The organism is Roseateles sp., from assembly GCF_965262435.1.
GTDB lineage: Bacteria > Pseudomonadota > Gammaproteobacteria > Burkholderiales > Burkholderiaceae_C > Paucibacter_A.
In genome coordinates, this window is the sequence record NZ_OZ253537.1 from 5,535,118 (window position 1) to 5,556,050 (window position 20,933).

The window sequence follows — 20,933 nt, forward strand, 5'->3', positions numbered from 1 at the left end:
CAACTGCCCTCAGAAACTCAGAACAAAACACGCCCCACCCGCCACCGGCTTGACGTAGCGCACCGTTCCGCCCATGCCATGGATCAGCTTGCGGACCAGGGCCAGGCCGATGCCGTGGCTGCCGTCGTCCCGAGCCAGGGGGGCGCTGCGGGTGCTGAAGAAGGGCAGGAAGATGTCGTTCTCCAGACCCGGAGGCACGCCGGGGCCGTTGTCGCGCACCTCCAGGGCCAGGCGGCCGCCGCGCACCAGGCGTGCGCGTACGTTCAGGCGCGGTTGGGCCAGGCCGGCGGTGGCCTGGGCGGCGTTCTTGATCAGGTTGAGCAAGGCCTGTTCCAGCTGGCCCGGGTCGGCGCGCAGGCTCAGGCTCTCGGGCTCGACGGTGAAGCTGGCCTCGCCGCCACGGGCGCGCCAGTCGGCAGCCACCAGTTGCTCCAAACGCGCAAACAGCTCGGACAGCTGCAGCACCTCGGGCTGGGGCGCTGGCAGCTCGCTGATGCTGCGGTAATGGCCCACGAAGGCCGCGAGCGAGGCGGCGCGGCGGGCGATGGTGTCCAGGGCCAGGTTGAGGTCGGGGCCGGCCTCGGGGTCGCCCAGCATCTCGCGCGCGGTGCGCGAGAGCGAGGCGATGGGGGTCAGCGAATTCATGATCTCGTGCGTCAGCACATGGACCAGTTGGCGCCAGGCCTTGAGGGTTTCCGCCTCCAGCTCCGACTCCAGCGGCAGCAGGGCCAGCAGGCGTGCGTCCACGCCCCCCAAGCTCAGATGGCTGCCGGCCAGCAACCAGCGCTCCTGGCCGCGCTCGGTGGCGATGCTGAGCAGCTCGCGCCCGGCCTCGCCGCGGGCCTCGCGCAGCTGGGCCAGCAGGGCCTCGCGCTCCAGCGCCCCACCCGGCGCCAGCAGGCGGCGTGCGCGCACATTGAGCGCCGTCACATGTTCGCCGCTGATGCGCAGCAAGGCCACCGGCACATGCTCGAGCTCGCCCTCCAGCAGGCTCAGCTTTTGCTGCAGATCGGCCTGCAGCGCTGAATTGCCCTGCGGCTGATCGAGGGCGGGCGCGGGCAGCTGCAAACGCCCCAAAGCCAGCCAGCCCCAACGCATCACGGCCAGCTGGGCCAGCAGGATCAGCACCTGCCAGCGCGGCGAGCCTTGCTGCCAGACCAGGCCCGCGGCGCCCAGCGCCAGCAGGAAGGCGGCGAGCAGCACGCGGCCCCGCAGGCGCTGGCTGCGCCCCTGCTGAAGCTGTGCCGGCGACAGCGGCGTGTGCTCAGAGCCCATGCTTTTCCATGCGCCGGTAGAGCGCTGCGCGGCTCAGGCCCAGCAGACGCGCGGCCTGGCTGATATTGCCCTCGGCCTGGCGCAGGGCTTCGTCCAGGGCCTCGCGCTCGCGCTCGTGCAGGCTGAGGCTCGGGCCGGCGCTCGATGTCGCGGCAGCCGCTGGGACGAGCATGGTGACGGCGCTCAAGCCAAAGTCTGCCGCCTCCAGCTGCGCGCCCTGCCCCAGGATCACGGCCCGCTCGCAGGCATGGCGCAGCGCGCGCACATTGCCCGGCCAGTCGTTCGCCTGCAAGGCCTGCCAGGCGGCGGCACTGCAGTCGCGCAGGGGCTTGCCGTACTGCTGGGCATAGGCGGCCAGGTAGTGGCGGGCGAGCAAGGGGATGTCTTCACGGCGCTCGCGCAGCGGCGGCACGCGCAGCACGATGGTGTTGAGGCGGTAGAGCAAATCGGGGCGGAAGCGCTGCGGGTCGAACAGCGCCGCCTCGTCGAGATTGGTGGCGCTGACGATGCGCACATCGACCGGCAGCGCCCGGTCGGCGCCCAACGGCGTCACCTCGCGGCGCTCCAGCACGGTCAGCAGCTTGGCCTGGCCGGTCAGGGGAAGGTTGGCCACCTCGTCAAGGAACAGGGTGCCTCCGGCCGCCGCCTGAAAACGGCCGGGCCGCTCCTGGCGCGCATCGGTGAAGCTGCCGCGCTTGTGGCCGAAGAGCTCGCTCTCCAGCGTGGTCTCGGACAGGGCGCCCAGATCCACGGCCAGGAAAGTCTCGCCGCTGCGTTTGCTCCAGGCATGGATCTCGCGTGCCACCAGCTCCTTGCCCGAGCCCATCTCGCCCAGCACCAGTACATTGGCCTCGGTTGGCGCCACGCTCTGGATCAGGGCCCGCAGCTCGCGCATGGCCGGTGCTTCGCCTAGCAAGGTCGAAGGCTGGCCGGCTCCGCCCTGCGACGCGCGCCGGGCCAGAGCCGCGGCCACGGTGGCGCAGAGCTTGGCGTTGTCCCAGGGCTTGGTGACGAAATCGAAAGCGCCCGCCTTGAGCGCGGCCACGGCCAGGTTCACTTCGGCGTAGGCCGTCATCACGATCACCGGCAGCTCGGGGCTGTGCGCCAGAGCGCGCTGCAGCAGCTCCAAACCCTGAGCTCCATCGGTGCGGCCGGGCAGGAAATTCATGTCCAGCAGCAGCAGTTCCACATCGCCCGAGTCCAGGGCCGGGGCCAGGTCCTCGGGCTGCTGCAGCAGACGCACCGGGCCGAAGCGGCGCTGCAGCAGCAAGCGCGCCGCCAGGGCCACATCGGGGTCGTCGTCCAGAATCAAAATCGCCATGGCGCGAGGTTAGCAGCGCGCTGGGCCGGCCACCTGTCCGATTCCGGACAGGTGTTCAGGCGAAGCGGCAGCCGGGTGCCCGCTCCCGGACAGCCCCGGCGCCATTGCGCCCCAAAACCAGTCTGTACTGCCTGGCACGCGCTTTGCGTACAGAGGTGGCATGAATGCGAATTTGCACAGTCTGCCCCCCGTCACCGGCGCCGCCATGGACCGCCCCCTGCCGAAGAAGAAATACGCCCGCGCCCTGCGCTGGGCCGGCTTCAGCCTGGCCGCGCTGGCGGTGGCCTCCGCGCTCTACCTCAGCGTGCCGCGCGGCTTGTCGGTGCCGCTGAGCGAGCTGAGCCTGTCGACCGTGGCCGACGGCGAATTCCGCGATGAGCTGACCCTGCGCGCCCAGGTCGTGCCCGCCCACCAGGTGCTGCTGGATGCGACCGACGCCGGCCGCGTCGACGCGGTGCTGGTGCGCGACGGCGACATGCTCAAGGCCGGCGCCCTGCTCTACCGCCTGTCCAACCCGCAGCGCGAGCAGGAGGTGCTGCAGCGCTCGGCCGAGGTGGCCCAGCAGCAGGCCAATCTGGCCATGCAGCGCACGGCGCTGGCCAATGCGCAAAGCATGCTGCGCCGCGACCTCAGCAGCCTGCAGCACGAGCTGACCCGCGCCGAGAACGACCTGGCCCGCCAGCAAAGCCTGGCCGCGCAGGGCTTTGTCTCCAAGTCAGTGCTGGAGGATGCCCAGCTCAAACGCGAGCAGCAACAGCGCCTGCTGGCCCAGGCGCGCGAGGACGGCGCCGCCGAGATCCGCACCCGTGAGCAGGCCGTGGCCGAGATGGAACGCGCGGTCAAGGGCCTCAGCGAAGGCCTGGCCGTGGTGCGCCAGGCCGCCGCCGGCCTCTCCGCCCGGGCGCCGCGCGACGGCCAGCTCAGCGGCTTCAGCCTGCAGGTGGGCAGCAGCGTCAAGCCGGGCGACCGGCTCGGCCGCATCGACGACATCGCCAGCTTCAAGCTGGCCGGCAATGTCGATGAGTTCTACCTGGCGCGCGTGCAGAAAGGCCTGCAAGCGACGCTGGAGGCCGCAGGCAAGACCTGGCCCCTGACGGTCAGCCAGCGCCTGCCGCAGGTGAAGGACGGCCGCTTCGGTGTCGAGCTGGAATTCAGCCAGGGCATGCCGCCGGCCCTGCAGGCCGGCCAGAGCCTGGATGCACGCATCGTGCTGGGCCAGCCCAGCCGCGCCCGCCTGATCGCCGACGGCGCCTTCTACGGCGACAGCGGCGGCGCCTGGGTCTATGTGCTCAATGCTGAAGGAAGCGCCGCCGAGCGCCGCACGGTGCGCCTGGGCCGCCGTGCAGCCGGCCGCATCGAGGTGCTGGACGGCCTGCAGCCCGGCGAGCGCGTGATCGTTTCCAAGGTGCGCGCCTACGGCGACGCGCCGCTGCTCAAGCTCAAGACCTGACCCCACCCCATTTGCCCAGAACACTCCACGAGGAAGGAACACCCCATGATCCAACTGAAAAACCTCAGCAAGCTGCACCGCAACAGCGAGGTCGAAACCACCGCTCTGAACCAGATCGACCTGCAGATCGAGGCCGGCGAATACCTGGCCATCACGGGGCCCTCGGGCTGCGGCAAATCGAGCCTGCTGTCCATCCTGGGCTTGCTGGACGCACCGAGCAGCGGCGAGTACTGGTTCGAGGGCCAGAACGTCACCGGCTGGAACGAGCGCCAGCTCAGCGCCCTGCGCCGCGGCCGCATCGGCTTTGTGTTCCAGAGCTTCAACCTGATCGACGACCTGAGCGTGCGCGAGAACATCGAGCTGGCCCTGGAGTACGGCGATGTACCGCGCAGCGAACACGCCGGCCGAGTGGATGCCGCCATGCAGCGCCTGGGCATTGACCACCGCGCCAATCACCGGCCTTCACAGCTCTCGGGCGGCCAGCAGCAGCGCGTGGCGATCGCCCGCGCCATCGTCTCGCGCCCGGCCCTGCTGCTGGCCGACGAGCCGACCGGCAACCTCGACAGCGCGCAAGGCGACGAGGTGATGCGCATCCTGCGGGAGCTCAACGAGGAAGGCACGACCCTGGTGATGGTGACGCACTCGCCGGCCCATGCCGCCCAGGCCTCGCGCTGCCTGCGACTCCTGGACGGCCGCATCCTCGTCGATGCCATGGCGGCTTGAGAGCTTGTGAATTTTCTACTGCGCGACTGCCATGCGTCGTTGGTCCGGTGCTCGGAATCCTCACGTACAGGAAGTACGTTCCGGTTCCTGTGCTCCGTCCGCCTAGCCTGACAGCCGCTCGCTACAAAAATTCTCAAGCTCAGGCCTGAAAGGACTCTCATGAAACTCAAAGACCTGCGCGTCAGCTGGCGCCAGCTGCTGGCCGAACCTGCCTACTCCCTGGTGGTGGTGCTGGGCCTGGCCGTGGCCATCGCCGCGGCCTATCTGATCGCCCTGCTGCTCAATGACCGCTGGCTGCCTGATCCCAGCGTGCCGCGGCCCGACCGGGTCGTACGCCTGGAATTCAAGGGCAACATCCCCGGTCGCAACGACGACTGGTTCAGCTCCATGCCCTATGTCTTCCGCTCCGCCCTGCGGGATGCGAAAGCTCCGCTCAGCCATGTGGCGCGGGTGACGGAGAGCAACCTCGGCCTGCGCGTGGGCGAACAGATCAGCAAGAACCGCATCATGTTCGCCGACCCGGAGCTGGCCGACATCTTCGGCCTCAAGGCCTTGAGCGGCGATGTGAAGGCGGCGCTGAGCAAGCCGGACACGGTGGCACTCACCACCAGCGCCGCCGAGCGCCTGTTCGGCCGCAGCAGCGATGTGCTGGGCCAGCGCCTGCGCATGCGCGGCCAGGAGATGACCGTGGCCGCCTTGCTGCCGCGCCAGGCCGCCAACAGCGAGCTGGAGTTCGATGTGCTGGCCAGTTTCGAATCGCCAGCGGCCAACCAAGCGCCGTGGATGCTGAGCGCCTGGTACTACATCAACGGCAATGTCTACGCCCGCCTGGCCGACGGCGCCGGCGCGGCGCAGATCGGTACCCTGATGCAGTCCATCTTCGACCGCAGTCCGGGCACGACCGAGGTGCCGCCCGAGTGGCGCGCCGGTGGCCGCAAGACTGCTTTCGTGCGCGCCGTGCCCCTGAACCGCATCCCCTTCGAGGGCAGCGGCAGCCAGACCCGGCTGATGCTGTACAGCGCACTCAGCCTCATGGCGCTGACCATGCTGGCCCTGGCCGCCATCAACTACGTCAACCTCAGCAGCGTGCGCACCCTGCGCCGCCAACGCGAGATTGCGGTGCGCAAGAGCCTGGGCGCCAGCCCGGCGCGCCTGGGACTGCAGTTCGTGCTGGAGTCCAGCCTGGTGGCCTTGCTGGCCGGCGGCGTGGGCCTGCTGCTGGCCTGGTTGCTGGCACCGGGCTTTGCCGATTTGCTCGATGTGAAGTTCGCCACCAAGTTGTTCGCCCCGGCGCAGCTGATCAGCCTGGCCCTGGCTTGCCTGCTGCTGGGTGCGCTGACCGGGCTCTACCCGGCGCGCGTGGCCCTGGGCGTGCACTGTGCACCGGCTTTGCAAGGCCGCAAGCAAAGCGAAGGTGCAGCCGGCCGCCGCCTGCGCCGCGCCATGACGGTGCTGCAGTTCGGCGCAGCGCTGACCTTGTCGGGCGCCGCCGTGGTGGTGGTCTGGCAAAGCGAGTTCGTGGCCCGCATCAACCCCGGTTTCAAGACCGAAGGCCTGTTGGCTATCGACCTGCCCGAGACCGCCAAGCGAGAGGCCAAGCGCGGCCTGTTCGATGTCCTGCAAGCCCAGGCTGCGGTCAAGCAGTTGGGAATGAGCGACGACATCCCGGGCCGCAACGGCATCGGCAGCGTGACCACCATGGTGCGCGGCGAGACCAAGGTCTCGACCCGCAACAGCGCCGGCGATGCGGGCTTCTTCCGCAGCTACGAGATCCCTTTCCTGGCCGGCAGCCTGGAGGGTGTTCAGATCCCCGAGCAGCCGCCCCGCGGCCCCGATGCGGCCAAAGAAGTCTGGCCCGTGGTGATCGACGCCACGGCCGCCCAGTCGCTCGGTTATGCCTCGCCCCAGCAAGCCTTGGGCGAGATCATCCGCTCCGATGATTTGCAAGTGCGCGTGGTCGCCGTGGCCGGCGCCATCCGCCAAGAGTCGGCGCGCCAGCTGCAACAGCCCCAGCTCTTCATGCTGCATCAGAACGGCCACAGCGTGCTGACCCTCAACGGCCCGGACATGGCCGCCCTGCGTGCGGCCGTGAGCGAGGCCTGGCCGCGCTACTTTCCGGACGATGTGCTGGTGATGAACAGCGTGAACGAAGAGCTGGCCCAGCGCTACCGCCTGGACCGCAATATCGGCCGCCTGATCGCCGCGACCAGCCTGCTGGCCCTGCTGCTGGCCGCCTTTGGCGTCTACGCCCTGGCGGCCTACACGGTGCGCCGCGCGGCGCTGGAGATCGTCATCCGCAAGCTGCACGGTGCCGGCCACCGCCACATCGCCGCGCTCTTGATCAAGGAGTTCGCGCCCCTGCTGGGCCTGGCTGCCCTGATCAGCCTGCCGCTGATCTGGTGGATCGCCCAGCAATACCTGAGCGGCTTTGTCGAGCGCGCGCAGATGGGCGGCTGGCCGCTGCTGGCGGCCTTGCTGGTCACCTTGCTGATGAGTGGCCTGGCCGGCCTGCGCCATGCCCTGGCGGCCATGTCCATGCGGCCCATCCTGGCCTTGCGCGACTGAGACTGAAGGAGGCCGCCGCACCATGCGCTTTCTGGACCTTCGTGTGGCGGCCCGTCAGCTGCGGGCCGACCCTTTCAATGCCTCGGTGCTGATCTTGGGCCTGGCCCTGGCCCTGGCCGCGAGCTACCTGCTGGCGGTGATGCTGGGCGAGCGCTACCGGCCCGACCCGGCGCTGCAGGAACCCGAGCGCATCGTGATGCTCGATTTCCACGGCAATATGCCGGGCCGCCAGGAAGACTGGTTTCTGGGTGCGCCCTTTGCCCTGCACGAGGCGCTGCAGAAATCCGGCGCGCCGCTCCAGCACTTGAGCCGCAGCAGCAGCGACTGGCTGACCTTGCACGTGGGCGAGCGCCAGCAGCGCAGCGCCGTGCTGGCCCTGGACGCCAGCGCCGTCGAGCTGTTCGGCCTGCGCAGCCTGCAGGGCGATCTGCGGGCCTGCCTGGCCCGGCCCGACACCATCGTCCTGCGCCAGAGCCTGGCCCGCCAGCTCTTCGGCGAGCAGCGGGCACTGGGCCGCGTGCTCCGTGCCGGCAAGCACCCGCTCAACGTCTGCGCCCTGCTGCCCGATGCCGGCTCGCAGAGCACGCTGCGCGAGCCGGCTTTCGTCGGCTTCAACTCGCCCGCCGCCGAGCTGGACGAAGAGATGCGCAGCGCCTGGTTCCAGATCACCGGGCGGATCTACGGCCGCCTGGCACCCGGCGCCAGCGCCGAGCAGATCGGCACGCTGGCGCAAGCCCTGCTCGACGCCAGCCCCATCATGAAGATGCTGCCGCCGGACTGGACGGCCGGAGGCCGCAAGGCCGCTTTCATGCGCGCCCTGCCCATCACCCGCCTGCCCTTCGAGGGCCGCGAGGGCCGCCTGCGCGTGCAGGCCTTGCTGGCCCTGGGCGGGGTGGCGGCCTTGCTGCTGAGCCTGGCCCTGCTCAATTTCATCAACCTCAGCAGCGTGCGCACGCTGCAGCGCCAACGCGAGATCGCCGTGCGCAAAAGCCTGGGCCTGGGCCCCCTGCGACTGCTGCTGCAGTTCGCGGCCGAGGCGCAGCTGAGCATCGCGCTGGCGGCCGCGCTGGCGGTGCTGCTGGCCTGGCTGATGGTGCCCTGGCTGGCCGGCGTGCTGCAGCTGCCGGTGCCGGACAGCCTCCTGCAAGCCTTGCCCCTGCTGGGTCTGGCAGCTGGCTGCACGCTGCTGGGCGGCATGGTCTGCCTCTACCCGGCCTGGCTGGCCTGGCGGCAGAGTGCGGCCGCCGCCCTGCAGGGCCGGCAGGCCAGCGAAGGCACCTCCGGCCGCTGGCTGCGCCGCACGCTGACGGTGCTGCAGTTCGGCGTGGCCCTGCTGGCCAGCAGCCTGGCCTTGGTCCTGAGCTTGCAGAACCGCCATGTGCTGGCGCGTGAGCTGGGCTTTGACCCCCACGGCGTGCTAGCCCTGCGCATGCCCGATGGCGCCAGCCCGGCCCTGGCGGAAGACCTGCGCCAGGCCCTGGCTCAGCGCCCCGAGGTGCAGGCCCTGGCCTGGAGCGACAGCGTGCCCGGCAGCGGTCGAATCGAGCGCGAGGGCGGCTTTCTGCGCGAGGGCCAAGCCGGAGAAGCCAGCAAGCTGCGTGTCATCCATGTCGATGCCGACTTCTTTGCGCTCTACCGCATCCCCCTGCTGAGCGGCGAGCTGCGTGCGGGCACGCAGGACACCGCGGTGCTGGACCTGCCGGCACTGCGCGCCATGGGCTGGAACCAGCCCGCTGAGGCTTTGGGTCAGGAACTGCGCTTCGCCTACACCGGCTTGGGCCAGCGTCAGCAGAGCTGGCGCGTTGCCGCCGTGGTGCCACGGCAGGTGCTGGAGAACACGCGCCAACCCAGCCAGCCCCATGCCTTCGCGCTCAAGACCAGCGAGCAGGTGCTGGCCACAGGGCGCGGCGCCTGGGTGCTCAATCTGCGCCTGCGCGATGGTGAAGCCGCCAGCCTGGCGCGGGCCGAGGCCTTCATCGCGCCGATCTGGACGCGCTATGTGCCGGATCAACCCTTGCAGCTGGAAGCGGTGGAAGAGGCCATGCAGGAGCCCTACCGCGCCGATCTGCGCTTGGCCGAGCTGGTCACGGCCAGCAGCGTGCTGGCCCTGGCCCTGGCGGGCTTCGGCGTCTATGCGCTGGCGGCCTATCTGGTGCAGCGCCATGCGCGCGAGTTGGTGCTGCGCAAGCTCTACGGCGCCTCGCCGCGCCAGGCCCTGACCCGGCTGCTGCGCGAGTTCGCCGGCCTGCTGCTGATCGCTGCACTGCTGGCCCTGCCGCTGTCCTGGTTCCTGGGCCAGAGCTATCTGAGCCAGTTTGCCGACCGGGCAGCCATGGGCTTGTGGCCGCAAGCCCTGGCCCTGCTGGGCCTGCTCTTGGTGAGCTTGATCGCCAGCCTGCACCATGGCTTGAAGGCCATGGCCATGCGGCCGGTGCTGGCCTTGAAGAGCTGAGTGAATACGCCGTTATCGTTGGATCAAGGGCCACTGACATGCGGCCCTTTTCTCTTCGTGCTGGCTCTTACTTGACCTGCTTGAGCAGGCTCTTGCAACGGTCCTCGTGCTGGGCGATCTCAGCCAGGGTGACCTCAATATCGTCCAACTGCTGCTCGAGCTGTCGGCGGTGCTGCTGCAGCACCTCAAGAAATGCGCGCAGCTGCGGCGCAGCGCCGCTGGAGGCGTCGTACATATCGACCAGTTGCTTGATCTCCTGCAAGCTCAGACCCAGGCGCTTGCCGCGCAGGGTCAGCTTGAGGCGGGTGCGGTCGCGGTGGGTGTAGACGCGGTTGCGGCCGGCGCGCGAGGGCTCGAGCAGGCCCATGTCTTCATAAAAACGAATGGCCCGCGGGGTGATGTCGAACTCATGGGCCAGCTCGGTGATGGTGAACTGGCGGGCACCCTCGCTCGCGGCATTCGGTGGGGTGACGGTGCTCATGGCTAAACTGGGGCTCGCTCGCATTGACGTTGACGTAAGCGGCAATTCTATGCACCTGCGAGGCTGGCCCGAGTCCGGCCTTGCCCGCCCCCTTCTAGCCCCAAGCGAAACACCATGGCCAATCCCCGCGAATCGGAACTGCACTACCCGCTCGGTGAAGCCCGCCCCGGCCCGGGCGAGCTGATCGAGCTGGCGCCCGGCGTGCGCTGGCTGCGCATGGGCCTGCCGTTTGCGCTGGACCACATCAACCTCTGGCTGCTGCGCGACGAGATCGACGGCACGGGTGAAGCCATGGGCACCAAGGTCCAAGGCTGGACCATCGTCGATTGCGGCGTGGCCAATGAAGCGACGCAGGCGAACTGGGAGGCCATCTTTGCGGATCAACTCGAAGGCTTGCCAGTGCTGCGAGTGATGGTTACCCACTTCCACCCCGACCACATCGGCCTGGCCCACTGGCTCTGCCAGCGCTGGAGCGGCGCCGTGGCGCCGGGCCTGCCGGCGCATCACGAATGCCGGCTGTGGATCAGCGCCACCGACTTTCACCTGGCCCGCCTGGCCAGCGGCTCGACCGTGGGCATGGGCGGCGAAACCGCCGCGGCCTTCTTCGCCAGCCATGGCCTGAGCGACCCGGAGGCCTTGACCAAGATCCGCGCTCGCAGCAGCTACTACCCGAGCATGGTGCCGCAAGTGCCGGCCAGCTTTCGCCGCCTGATGGGCGGCAAGACCTTGCAGATCGGCGGCCAGAGCTGGCAATGCCTGGTCGGCTACGGCCATGCGCCCGAGCACATCAGCCTCTACTGCGCCGCACTCGGCCTGATGATCTCGGGCGATATGGTGCTGCCGCGCATCTCGACCAACGTCTCGGTTGTCGATGTCGAGCCCGAGGCCGACCCGCTGCGCCTCTACCTCGACTCGCTGCAGCGCCTGCTCAGTCTGCCGACCGACACCTTGGTGCTGCCGGCCCATGGCCTGCCCTTCCGCGGGCTGCATGCGCGCATCGAGCAGTTGCAGGAGCACCATGTCGAGCGCCTGGCCGATGTGCGCCAGGCCTGCGCCGACAAGCCCTGCCATGCGGCCGAGCTGCTGGAGCTGCTGTTCAAGCGCAAGCTGGACCTGCACCAGACCACCTTCGCCATGGGCGAATCGGTGGCCCACCTGAACTCGCTCTGGCTGGGCGGCCAGCTGCGCCGCGAGCGCGGCGCCGACGGCATCTACCGCTTCAGCACCCTGGCCACGCCAGCGGCGGCACCCAAAACCTGAACCAGCCCGAAGCGCTGCGCCCAAAAGAAATCCGCCATCGCTGAGGCTGCCGGCAGTGGCAGCGTCAAGGATGGCGGACTCTCGGCCCCTTTTAGCCCCCCTCGGCAGCCGGGCTGCGAGTGATTCCACGCCGTATGGAATCTAGAACTGGGTGCGGGTGATGACAGCGTTGGCCCAGAGTGTCTATCGTCACCCTCTTAGGGGACAAGCCCCCCCAAAGAGGGATAGGCCCTGCGAGCCAGCCACATTCACCCGTTCACCCGTTCACCCGTTCACCTGTTCACTTCGCGGGGTGAACGAGTGAACAGGTGAACAAGTGAATCCGGAGTGAATGGTCGCGCTCATTCACTGACGATCGACTCTTCGCGCAGGCGGCCGCGGGCGGTTTCGAAGTCGGGCAGCACCGAGCGCACCACGGCCCAGAAGGCCGGGCTGTGGTTCATCTCGCGCAGATGGGCCAGCTCATGGGCGACCACGTAATCGATGATGGCCGGCGCGAAATGGATCAGGCGCCAGTTCAGGCGGATGGAGCCATCGGCACTGGCGCTGCCCCAGCGCGTCTGGGCCGAGCTCAGGCGCAGCTGGGTCATCTGCACGCCCAAGGCGGCGCCGAAACGCTGGCAGCGCGGCTCGAAATCGGCACGCGCGCGGCGCTTGAGCCAGGCCTGCACGGTGTCGCGCAGCTGTTCCTCGCTGGCCGCCAAAGGCAGGCCGATGCGCAGCATGCGCTCTGCCTCATCAAACTGCACGCCGCTGCGCTGCGGCTCCAGTCGCAGGGTGATGGGTGCGCCGAGGTAAGGCAAGCTGGCGCCGTCGCGCCACTCGATGCGAGAGGCTTCGACACGGCGGGCGCGTTCGCGCTGCTCGACCAGCTTGCGCAGGATCCAATCAGCCTTGTGGTGCAAGGCGCGTTCAATGTCGGCCTGCGGCAGCCAGCGCGGCGCGCTGACGCGCAGGCCCTGGGCGCCAACGACAAAGCCGATGCTGCGCCGACGCGCCCGCTTGAGCTCGTAGGCCACACGATGTTCGCCCAGGCTCAGCTCGCGCTGGGCGCGCGGATTCTGCAGCACCTCGGCCTCGCTGCGGGCCGGCACCGGCTCCTGGCCGAAGAGACTGAGCTGGGCGCCTTGCAGCAAGGGAAGGAGGTTCTTGAGCATGGGATACGACAGGCCTCAGGCCTGCAAGGCGGCCGAAGATCGGCCCGCGCCCTGTGCCGCCGCCGAAGGATAGGCCTCGGGGTCCAGACGCTGCATCTCGGCCTCGATCCAGGCCTCGACTTCGCGCATCAGCTCGCCGGCCTCGCGGCCTTGCGGTGCGATCGCCCGGCCGATGGAGATGTCCACCACACCCGGGCGCAGTAGAAAACTCTTGCGTGGCCAGCAGCGTCCCGAGGTGGCCGCAATCGGCACCACCGGCACACCGGTCTCGATGGCAAGGCGGGTGCCGCCGGTCTTGTACTCGCCCTTCTGGCCGCGCGCGGTGCGCGTGCCTTCGGGGAACATGATGACCCAGTTGCCCTGTGCGGCCAGGCGCTTGCCTTGCTCGGCCACCTTGGCCCAAGCCTCTGCGCGCTTGCTGCGGTCGATGTGGATCATGTCCATGCGTGCCATGGCCCAGCCGAAAAAGGGCACATAGAGCAACTCGCGTTTGAAGACATAGGCCAGCGGGTGCGACATCAGGGCCGGGAAGGCAAAGGTCTCCCAGGTGCTTTGGTGCTTGGGCAGCAGGATCACGGCCGAGCGGCGGGCGGCCTGGCTGGGCAGGTTTTCCATGCCCTGGATGCGCCACTGCACGCCGCAGATCCAGCGCGCGCTGTGGATGGCCAGGCGCAACCAGCCGGCGCAGGCCCAGTAGACCCGGTCACCCTTGGCAAACAGCGAGATCAACAAGACGGCCGTCGCCCAGGGCGCGACCGTCACGGTCAGCCAGAGCACGAACAGCAGCGAGCGCAGAGCCGCGATCAAGCTGGCCAGCGGCGAGGCCATCAGTTCAGCGCTCCCGGAGCGGTGTCAGGGGCCAGGGCTTCGCCGCGCGCATCGGCCTTGCTGCGGCGCTCTTTCTGGATCAGGCTCTCGGCGAAAGCGCCCAGGCTGGCATGAACCCTGGCGCCCGGCACCGTGGCCAGCAAACTGGCCAGTTGCTCGTCATCGAGCGCGCCCAGGCGGGCACCACGGATCAGATGTGGCACACAGCCGGCCGCTTGCGCCGTCTGCAAGTCCCGCAAGCTGGCGCCGACCATATGAATGGTGGGCAGCTCGACGCCAAAGCGCTCACCGATCTGCTGCACCAGGCCCGGCAGGGGCTTGCGGCAGTCACAGCCCTCCTCGGGCGTGTGTGGGCAGAAGAAGGCGGCAGCCAGCCGGCCACCCTTCTCCGCCAGCAGCTGGTTGAGCCGGATGTGGATGGCGTTCAGCGACACCATGTCCAGCAAGCCACGGCCGATGCCGGGCTGGTTGGTGGCCATCACCGTGTGCCAGCCGGCATGGTTGAGCCGCGCCACCGCTTCCAGCGCACCGGGCACAGGCACCAACTCGTCCACCGATTTGACATGGTCGTCGCGGTACTCGTTGAGCGTGCCATCACGGCCCAGGATGACCAGTTTCATGCTGTGGCTGTGATCAGAACGCATGCGCTTGCCTGTCTGCTTAGGGGTGGAGTTGCTAAAAACTCAGGAGGCCAGACGCGCCAGCTCGGCCACCCGGTTCATGGCCTCGTGCAGGGTCTTGAGCAGGCCCAAGCGGTTGGCGCGCAGGGCCGGGTCTTCGGCATTGACCATGACGCCATCAAAGAAGGCATCAACCGGGCCTTTGAGCACTGCCAGCTCGCGCAGCGAGGCGGCGTACTCGCCGTTGTGGAACAGGCTGTCGGCGATGGGCTGGACGTTCTTCAGTGCGCCAGCCAACTGCTGCTCGCCGGCTTCCACCAGCAGCGACTCATTGACCTGAGCCTGCACCGGCTCTTCGCTCTTTTTCAGGATGTTGCCAATGCGCTTGTTGGCGGCGGCCAGGGCGGCGGCTTCCGGCAGGGCGGCAAAGGCGCGCACGGCCGTCAGGCGCGCGGCCACATCGGCCAAGCGCTGCGGGCGCAGGGCCAGCACAGCGTCGACTTCCTGGGCGCTGTAACCCTGCTCGCGCAGCGAGCCGGACAGACGGTCGAAAACAAAGTCGGAAAGCGGGCCGGCGGGGTTCTGGATCAGGGCACCGAAGGCCGGCACAGCCGCTTCGATCAAGGCGTCCAACGCCAGCGTGGGCGCGCGCTCGCTGAGCATGCGCACCAGGCCCAGGGCATGGCGGCGCAGGGCAAACGGGTCCTTGTCGCCGGTGGGCAGCTGGCCGATGCCGAACAGGCCGACCAGAGTCTCCAGCTTGTCGGCCAAGGCCACGACCAAGCCGACCTCGTTGCGCGGCAGCTCGTCGCCAGCAAAGCGCGGCTTGTAATGGTCTTCCACAGCCAAGGCCACGGCCTCGCTGAGGCCGTCATGGCGGGCGTAGTAACCACCCATGATGCCTTGCAGCTCGGGGAACTCCCCGACCATATCGGTCAGCAGATCGGACTTGGCCAGCAGTGCAGCCTGGTCGGCTTGCTCGGTCAGCGCGCCGCCGCCCAGCAGGCCGGCGATGGCGCGAGCGATCGCGCGCACGCGCTCGACGCGGTCGCCTTGCGTACCGAGCTTGCCGTGGTAGACCACCTTGGCAAGACCTGGCACCCGGTCGGCCAGAGTCTTCTTGCGGTCTTGGTCGAAGAAGAATTTCGCATCGGCCAGGCGTGGGCGCACGACACGCTCATTGCCCTGGATCACGGCACTGGCATCGGTCGGGCTGATGGCGCTGACGACGAGGAAGTGGTTCGTTAGTTTTCCAGCGGCATCCAGCAGCGGGAAATACTTCTGATTGGCCTTCATGGTCAGAATCAGGCATTCCTGCGGCACGGCCAGGAACTCGGGCTCGAACTGGCAGCTCAGCACATTCGGCCGCTCGACCAGGCCGGTGACCTCGTCCAGCAAAGCCTCGTCCTCGATGGGCTTCAGCCCTTGCAAAGCGGCAGCCGCCTGCAGCTGGCGCGCGATCTCGGCGCGGCGCTCGGCAAAGCCGGCGATCACGGCGCCCTGCTCGCGCATCTGCGCGGCATAGCTGTCGGCGCTTTCAATCGTCAGCTCGGGCGCGCTGGCCTCGAAGCGGTGGCCGCGCGTCGTGCGGCCCGATTGCAGACCCAGGGCCGACACGGCCACCAGCTCAGCGCCGTGCAGGGCGACGATGCCATGGGCCGGGCGCACAAACTTCACATCGGTCCAGCCGTCTTTCAGCTGGTAGCTCATGACCTTGGGGATGGGCAGCTTGGCCAGACTTTCGTCCAGGGCTTTCTGCAAGCCCTCGGCCAGGGTGGCGCCGGGCACCAACTGATCCAGGAACAGGGCTTCGGCCTTGCCATCGGGCAAGCGCTTGAGCTGGGGCAGCACCGAGGCGTCGGCGCCGACGCTGGCCAGCTTCTTCAGCAGGGCCGGCGTGGCCTGGCCCTCGGCCGTCAGCGCCACCGCGACCGGCATCAGCTTTTGCTGCACGGCGCGGTCGGCGGCCTTGGGTGACACATGCGTCAAATGCAGGCCAAGACGGCGCGGCGTGGCGATGGCGGTCGCTTGCGCGCCCTCACCCACCAGGCCCTGGGCCTTGAGGCTGTCCACCAGCACGGCGGAGAAAGCCTCGCCCAGCTTCTTGAGCGCCTTGGGCGGCAGCTCTTCGACAAACAATTCAATCAGCAGATTCTTGTGCGCGCTCATGACTCAGGCCGCCTTTGCTTTCTTTTCAATCTGGGCGATGACTTGATAGGCCCATTCCTTCGGCGCCATGGGGAAGCCCAGGCGTGCGCGGCTTTCCAGATAGCTCTGCGCCACGGCGCGTGCCAGATTGCGGATGCGGCCGATGTAGGCGGCGCGTTCGGTGACGCTGATGGCGCCGCGGGCGTCCAGCAGATTGAAGCTGTGGCCGGCCTTGAGCAGCTGCTCGTAGGCAGGCAGCGCCAGCTGCTGCTCCATCAGGTGCTTGGATTGCTTCTCGTGCGCTGCGAATGCGGTCAGCAGGAAATCGACGTCACTGTGCTCGAAGTTGTAGGTCGATTGCTCGACCTCGTTCTGGTGGAAGACATCGCCGTACTTGATGTCCGGCGCGCCGTCCTTGCCTTCGACATAGACCAGGTCATAGACCGACTCCACGCCCTGCAGATACATGGCCAGGCGCTCCAGGCCGTAGGTGATCTCGCCGGTGATGGGCTTGCAGTCGATGCCGCCGACCTGCTGGAAGTAGGTGAACTGGGTCACTTCCATGCCGTTGAGCCAGACCTCCCAGCCCAGGCCCCAGCAGCCGAGGGTCGGGTTTTCCCAATCGTCCTCGACGAAGCGCACATCGTTCTTCTTCAGGTCAAAGCCCAGGGCTTCGAGCGAGCCGAGGTAGAGCTCCAGGATGTTGGCCGGCGCGGGCTTGAGCACCACCTGGTATTGGTAGTAATGCTGCAAGCGGTTGGGGTTCTCGCCGTAGCGGCCGTCCTTGGGGCGGCGGCTGGGCTGAACGTAGGCGGCCTTCCAGGGCTCAGGGCCCAGGGCGCGCAGGAAGGTGGCGGTGTGGCTGGTGCCAGCGCCGACTTCCATGTCGTAGGGCTGGAGGAGTGCGCAGCCCTGCTTGGACCAGTAGTCCTGCAGGGTCAAGATGATGTGCTGGAAGCTCAGCATAGAGGTGATGGCATCGGGCTTGCGCCGCTGACAAGAAAGAAGTGGTGGGATGCGGCGGGGCCCAGCCCCGCCATCGCTTGGGGCCGATTCTACGAGGCGCGGCGGGCGGCTTGCGCCCGCCATGCCAGGGCCAGCGGAAGTGCCAGGGCCACAAGCCAGAGCGGCCATAGGCCCAGGGCATACAGCCAACGGGCGTAAGGGGTTTCGCCCTGCCGCCCTTCGACCTCGGCTTCCAGCACACCGGCCTGGGCCGGAGGCAACTGGGCCGTGAGCTCAGCGCGGTGGTCGAGCACCGCCGTGGCGCCGGTGTTGGTCGAGCGGATGAAGGGCCGCTGGAACTCCAGCGCCCGCATGCGCGAGAACTGCAGATGCTGGTCTTGCACCATCAGCGTGCCGAACCAGGCCAGATTGCTGACATTGGCCAGCACGGTGGCGGCCTCGGGACCACGCACGCTTGCGACAAAGTCCTCGCCGAACAGATCCTCGTAACAGATCAAGGGGCGCAGGCGCTGGCCCGCCACGGCAAAGGCGCGCTGATGCTGGCCACGCGCCTGGTCGTCCATGGGAATGCCCATCAGACGCACAAACCAGTGGAAGCCAGGCGGGATGAACTCACCAAAAGGCAGCAAATGGCGCTTGCCATAGTTGTAGCTGGGCAGGCTGCCAAAGCTCTGCAGGGAGTTGACGAAACCTTCCTTCTCGCTGCCCAGAAAGCTGCCCAGCAACAAGGGCCGGTCGACCGAGGCGGCCTGCAAACGGAGCAGGTAGTCGGGGTCCAGATAGGCCATGGGCACCGGCACCACCGACTCTGGGGTCAGCACCAGCTGCCCGCGCGCCGACTCGATCAGCTGGGCCAAATGCTCGAGATTGCCGTCGATGCGCTCACGGTCGAACTTCTGGTCCTGCGGCACATTGGGCTGCAGCAGGGACACTTTCAGAAAACCGGTGGAGCGGGTGAATTCCTGCGGCAGCAAGAGCGCGGCTGCGGTCAGCAGCCCCAGCACGGCCGCCGCCGGCCGCCAGGCGCGCACGGCCGGCAAGGCCAAGGCCGCAAGCGCCGCCGCGGCCAGCGCCGCCAGGGCCGAGATGCCGTAGATGCCGACCCAGGGCGCCCAGGCCGCCAGCGGCCCGGTGGTGTGGGCATAGCCGCTGGCCAACCAGGGGAAGCCGCCGAACACGGTGGCGCGCAGCAACTCGGCCAACAGCCAGACACTGGCAAACAAGAGCGCGTGCAGGCCCGCGCCCGGCTGGGTGCGCAGGCGCAGCTGCGCCAGCAAAGCCAACATGACCGCGTAATAGCTGGACAGAAACGCCGCCAGCAGCAGCACGGCGAGAGCCGCCAAGAGCCAGGGAATGCCGCCGAACTGGTGCATGCTGATGTGCAGCCACCACAAACCACTGCTCAGCCAGCCCAAGCCAAAGCCCGCACCCAGCCAAGCGGCGCGGCGCGGTGTGGCGGACCAGCTCAAGGCCGCCAAGCCGGCCAGGGCCAGGATCTGCAGCCACCAGGCGTCGAGCGGCGCAAAGGCCGCGGTGTGCAACACCCCGGCCAGCAGTGCCGCAAAAAAGGCCACCCGGGGGGCGGCCTTGAGGGAGTCGTGAGGCATGAACATCAAGTCTCGGTTTTGGGAATGCGCGTGACCTTGAACCAGCGCACCGAGCCGCCGCGCGTCAACATCACGGCGAAGCGCAGGCCGGCCAGCTCGACCACCTCGCCGCGGCGCGGCACCCGGCCATGCTCCTGGGCGACCAGGCCGCCGATGGTGTCGAACTCATCCACCGCCAGCGCCACCGTGAAGGCCTGGTTGACCTGGACGATGGGCGTGTCCCCGGCCACGCGTTGGCTGCCATCGGCAAGGGTGTAGATGCCGGATTCGCCGTCCTTGTCGTCGAACTCGTCTTCGATCTCACCGACGATTTCCTCCAGCACATCCTCGATGGTGATCAGGCCGGCGGTGTTGCCGAACTCATCGATGACGATGGCCAGGTGGTTGCGGTTAGAGCGGAAGTCGCGCAGCAGATCATTGAGGCCCTTGCTCTCGGGCACAAAGATGGTCGGCCGCAGCAGGGCGCGCAGATTCAGCTCAGGGGCACGCTGGATCTTGAGCAGGTCCTTGGCCAGCAGAATGCCGATGATGTTCTGGCGCGAGCCCTCGAAGACCGGGAAGCGCGAGTGACCGGAATCGATCACCGCCGCCAGCAACTCGTCATAGGGCGCGTCAATATCGAGCAGATCCATGCGCGGCGCCGCCACCATCACATCGCCGGCGCTGAGCTCGGCCATGCGCAGCACGCCTTCCAGCATCTGCCGCGATTCGGGCTCGATCAGCTCGCGCTGCTCGGCATCGGCCAGCGCTTCGAGCAGTTCACTCTTGGAATCCGGGCCGGGATGGAGAAACTCCAGAATGCGCACCATGAGGCCGCGCGGCACAGCGGATGGTTTTCTTTCGCCCCCTTTTGCATGATTTGCAGAGGGCCGACTAGGCTGAGGTTCAGACACTGGGACTGCGTGTCGTAGTTACACAAGCTTGCAGAATAACCGATTGACATGACAGGGCTCTTGCAGGACATTCACCCGCCCCCATATCCAGGGCTGGTTTTTCTAGCAGAGCGCCGCGCGCGAACCCATCATGTCCAAAGGTCTCATCCCCGTCACCATCCTCACCGGCTTCCTCGGATCCGGCAAGACCACCCTGCTCAAGCGCGTGCTCTCGGAAGCCCACGGCCAAAAGATCGCCGTGATCGAAAACGAGTTCGGTGAAGAGGACATCGACACCGAGATCCTGGTGGCCGACACCGAGGAACAGATCATTCAGATGAACAACGGCTGCGTCTGCTGCACCATCCGTGAAGATCTGCGCACCACGCTGTCCGACCTGGCTGCCAAGAAGCGCCGCGGCGAGCTCAACTTCGAGCGCGTCATCATTGAAACCACCGGCGTGGCCGACCCCGGCCCGGTGGCCCAGACCTTCTTCATGGACGACGAGATCGCCGAGGCCTATCTGCTGGACGGCGTGCTGACCCTGGTCGATGCCGTGCACGCCAACCAGCAGCTGGACAGCCGCCAGGAAGCGCGCCGCCAGGTCGGATTTGCCGACCAGATCTTCATCAGCAAGTCGGACCTGGTCGACAGCGCCGCCGTCGATGCCCTGAGCCACCGCCTCAAGCACATGAACCCGCGTGCGCCGCAGCAACGCGTGCACTTCGGCGAAGTGGAGCTGTCGCGCGTGCTGGATCTGCGCGGTTTCAATCTGAACGCCAAGCTGGAAATCGACCCGGACTTCCTGAAGATTGACGATCACCACCACCATGATCACGACCATGAGCATGGCGAGCATTGCGACCACCCGCACCACCATGTCCATGACGATGACGTGAAGTCCTTCGTCTTCAAGTCAGACCGCGCCTTCAACCCGGCCAAGCTGGAAGACTTCTTGGGCGCCATCGTTCAGGTCTACGGCCCCAAGCTGCTGCGCTACAAGGGCGTGCTGAATATGAAGGGCACGGACAAGCGGGTGATCTTCCAGGGCGTGCACCAGCTGATGGGTTCCGACCTCGGCCCACGCTGGATGCCAGGCGAGAAAAAGACGAGCAAAATGGTTTTCATCGGCATCGACCTGCCCAAGGAGATCCTCTTGCAAGGCCTGGAAGGCTGCCTGGCCTGAGGCCGCAGCGCCGGCTCACGAG

General features: G+C 67.8%; 16 protein-coding genes. 6 read left to right on the forward strand and 10 right to left on the reverse strand.

Going from position 1 to position 20,933, the window contains the following annotated elements; translation table 11 throughout:
- Positions 1–9: 9 nt before the first annotated feature.
- Positions 10–1,275 carry a sensor histidine kinase gene (locus ACQY39_RS23750; RefSeq protein WP_428510515.1) on the reverse strand — a complete coding sequence of 422 codons (1,266 nt, stop codon included), beginning with the start codon at positions 1,273–1,275 and terminating at the stop codon, positions 10–12.
- On the reverse strand, positions 1,265–2,596 hold the full coding sequence (locus tag ACQY39_RS23755) for a sigma-54-dependent transcriptional regulator (RefSeq protein ID WP_428510517.1): 1,332 nt from the start codon (positions 2,594–2,596) through the stop codon (positions 1,265–1,267). Before ACQY39_RS23755 ends, ACQY39_RS23750 begins: the two co-directional genes overlap by 11 nt.
- A gap of 160 nt (positions 2,597–2,756) precedes the next feature.
- On the opposite strand from ACQY39_RS23755, the gene ACQY39_RS23760 reads away from it, so the two are divergent.
- The 4 genes from ACQY39_RS23760 to ACQY39_RS23775 all read left to right on the forward strand — a co-directional run bounded on the left by ACQY39_RS23760 (position 2,757) and on the right by ACQY39_RS23775 (position 9,786).
- Positions 2,757–4,046 carry an efflux RND transporter periplasmic adaptor subunit gene (locus ACQY39_RS23760; RefSeq protein ID WP_428510519.1) on the forward strand — a complete coding sequence of 430 codons (1,290 nt, stop codon included), beginning with the start codon at positions 2,757–2,759 and terminating at the stop codon, positions 4,044–4,046.
- 45 nt (positions 4,047–4,091) lie between these two features.
- Positions 4,092–4,769: an ABC transporter ATP-binding protein gene (locus ACQY39_RS23765; protein WP_428510521.1), complete on the forward strand. Its 678-nt coding sequence runs from the start codon at positions 4,092–4,094 to the stop codon at positions 4,767–4,769.
- A 159-nt stretch (positions 4,770–4,928) separates the two neighbouring features.
- Positions 4,929–7,334 (forward strand): FtsX-like permease family protein, encoded by a 2,406-nt coding sequence (locus ACQY39_RS23770; RefSeq protein WP_428510523.1) that lies wholly within the window; start codon positions 4,929–4,931, stop codon positions 7,332–7,334.
- 22 nt (positions 7,335–7,356) lie between these two features.
- Entirely contained in the window at positions 7,357–9,786 is a 2,430-nt protein-coding gene (locus tag ACQY39_RS23775) for an FtsX-like permease family protein (RefSeq protein WP_428510525.1), read from the forward strand.
- A gap of 67 nt (positions 9,787–9,853) precedes the next feature.
- Here the strand turns inward: ACQY39_RS23775 and ACQY39_RS23780 are convergent, their stop codons facing one another.
- Positions 9,854–10,291: a MerR family transcriptional regulator gene (locus ACQY39_RS23780; protein ID WP_102766072.1), complete on the reverse strand. Its 438-nt coding sequence runs from the start codon at positions 10,289–10,291 to the stop codon at positions 9,854–9,856.
- Between the two features lie 90 nt (positions 10,292–10,381).
- Between ACQY39_RS23780 and ACQY39_RS23785 the strand changes: the two genes are divergently transcribed.
- A complete protein-coding gene (locus ACQY39_RS23785) occupies positions 10,382–11,527 on the forward strand; it encodes an MBL fold metallo-hydrolase (RefSeq protein WP_428510528.1) in 1,146 nt (381 codons plus the stop codon).
- 341 nt (positions 11,528–11,868) lie between these two features.
- On the opposite strand, the gene ACQY39_RS23790 is transcribed toward ACQY39_RS23785, so the two are convergent.
- The 7 genes from ACQY39_RS23790 to ACQY39_RS23820 form a co-directional block, all read right to left on the reverse strand.
- Positions 11,869–12,684: a M48 family metallopeptidase gene (locus ACQY39_RS23790; RefSeq protein WP_428510530.1), complete on the reverse strand. Its 816-nt coding sequence runs from the start codon at positions 12,682–12,684 to the stop codon at positions 11,869–11,871.
- 15 nt (positions 12,685–12,699) lie between these two features.
- A complete protein-coding gene (locus ACQY39_RS23795) occupies positions 12,700–13,512 on the reverse strand; it encodes a lysophospholipid acyltransferase family protein (RefSeq protein ID WP_428510532.1) in 813 nt (270 codons plus the stop codon).
- A complete protein-coding gene (gmhB, locus tag ACQY39_RS23800) occupies positions 13,512–14,132 on the reverse strand; it encodes a D-glycero-beta-D-manno-heptose 1,7-bisphosphate 7-phosphatase (protein WP_428510534.1) in 621 nt (206 codons plus the stop codon). The genes ACQY39_RS23795 and gmhB overlap by 1 nt, the downstream gene beginning before the upstream one ends.
- A gap of 63 nt (positions 14,133–14,195) precedes the next feature.
- Positions 14,196–16,301: a glycine--tRNA ligase subunit beta gene (gene glyS, locus ACQY39_RS23805; RefSeq protein WP_428510536.1), complete on the reverse strand. Its 2,106-nt coding sequence runs from the start codon at positions 16,299–16,301 to the stop codon at positions 14,196–14,198.
- 3 nt (positions 16,302–16,304) lie between these two features.
- Positions 16,305–17,246 (reverse strand): glycine--tRNA ligase subunit alpha, encoded by a 942-nt coding sequence (glyQ, locus tag ACQY39_RS23810; protein WP_428510538.1) that lies wholly within the window; start codon positions 17,244–17,246, stop codon positions 16,305–16,307.
- Between the two features lie 89 nt (positions 17,247–17,335).
- Entirely contained in the window at positions 17,336–18,853 is a 1,518-nt protein-coding gene (lnt, locus tag ACQY39_RS23815) for an apolipoprotein N-acyltransferase (protein ID WP_428510540.1), read from the reverse strand.
- A 5-nt stretch (positions 18,854–18,858) separates the two neighbouring features.
- Positions 18,859–19,662, reverse strand: a complete 804-nt coding sequence (locus tag ACQY39_RS23820; protein WP_428510542.1) for an HlyC/CorC family transporter — start codon at positions 19,660–19,662, stop codon at positions 18,859–18,861.
- Between the two features lie 214 nt (positions 19,663–19,876).
- On the opposite strand from ACQY39_RS23820, the gene ACQY39_RS23825 reads away from it, so the two are divergent.
- Complete coding sequence (locus tag ACQY39_RS23825) at positions 19,877–20,911, forward strand: CobW family GTP-binding protein (protein ID WP_263519111.1); 1,035 nt, start codon at positions 19,877–19,879, stop codon at positions 20,909–20,911.
- Positions 20,912–20,933: the final 22 nt, after the last annotated feature.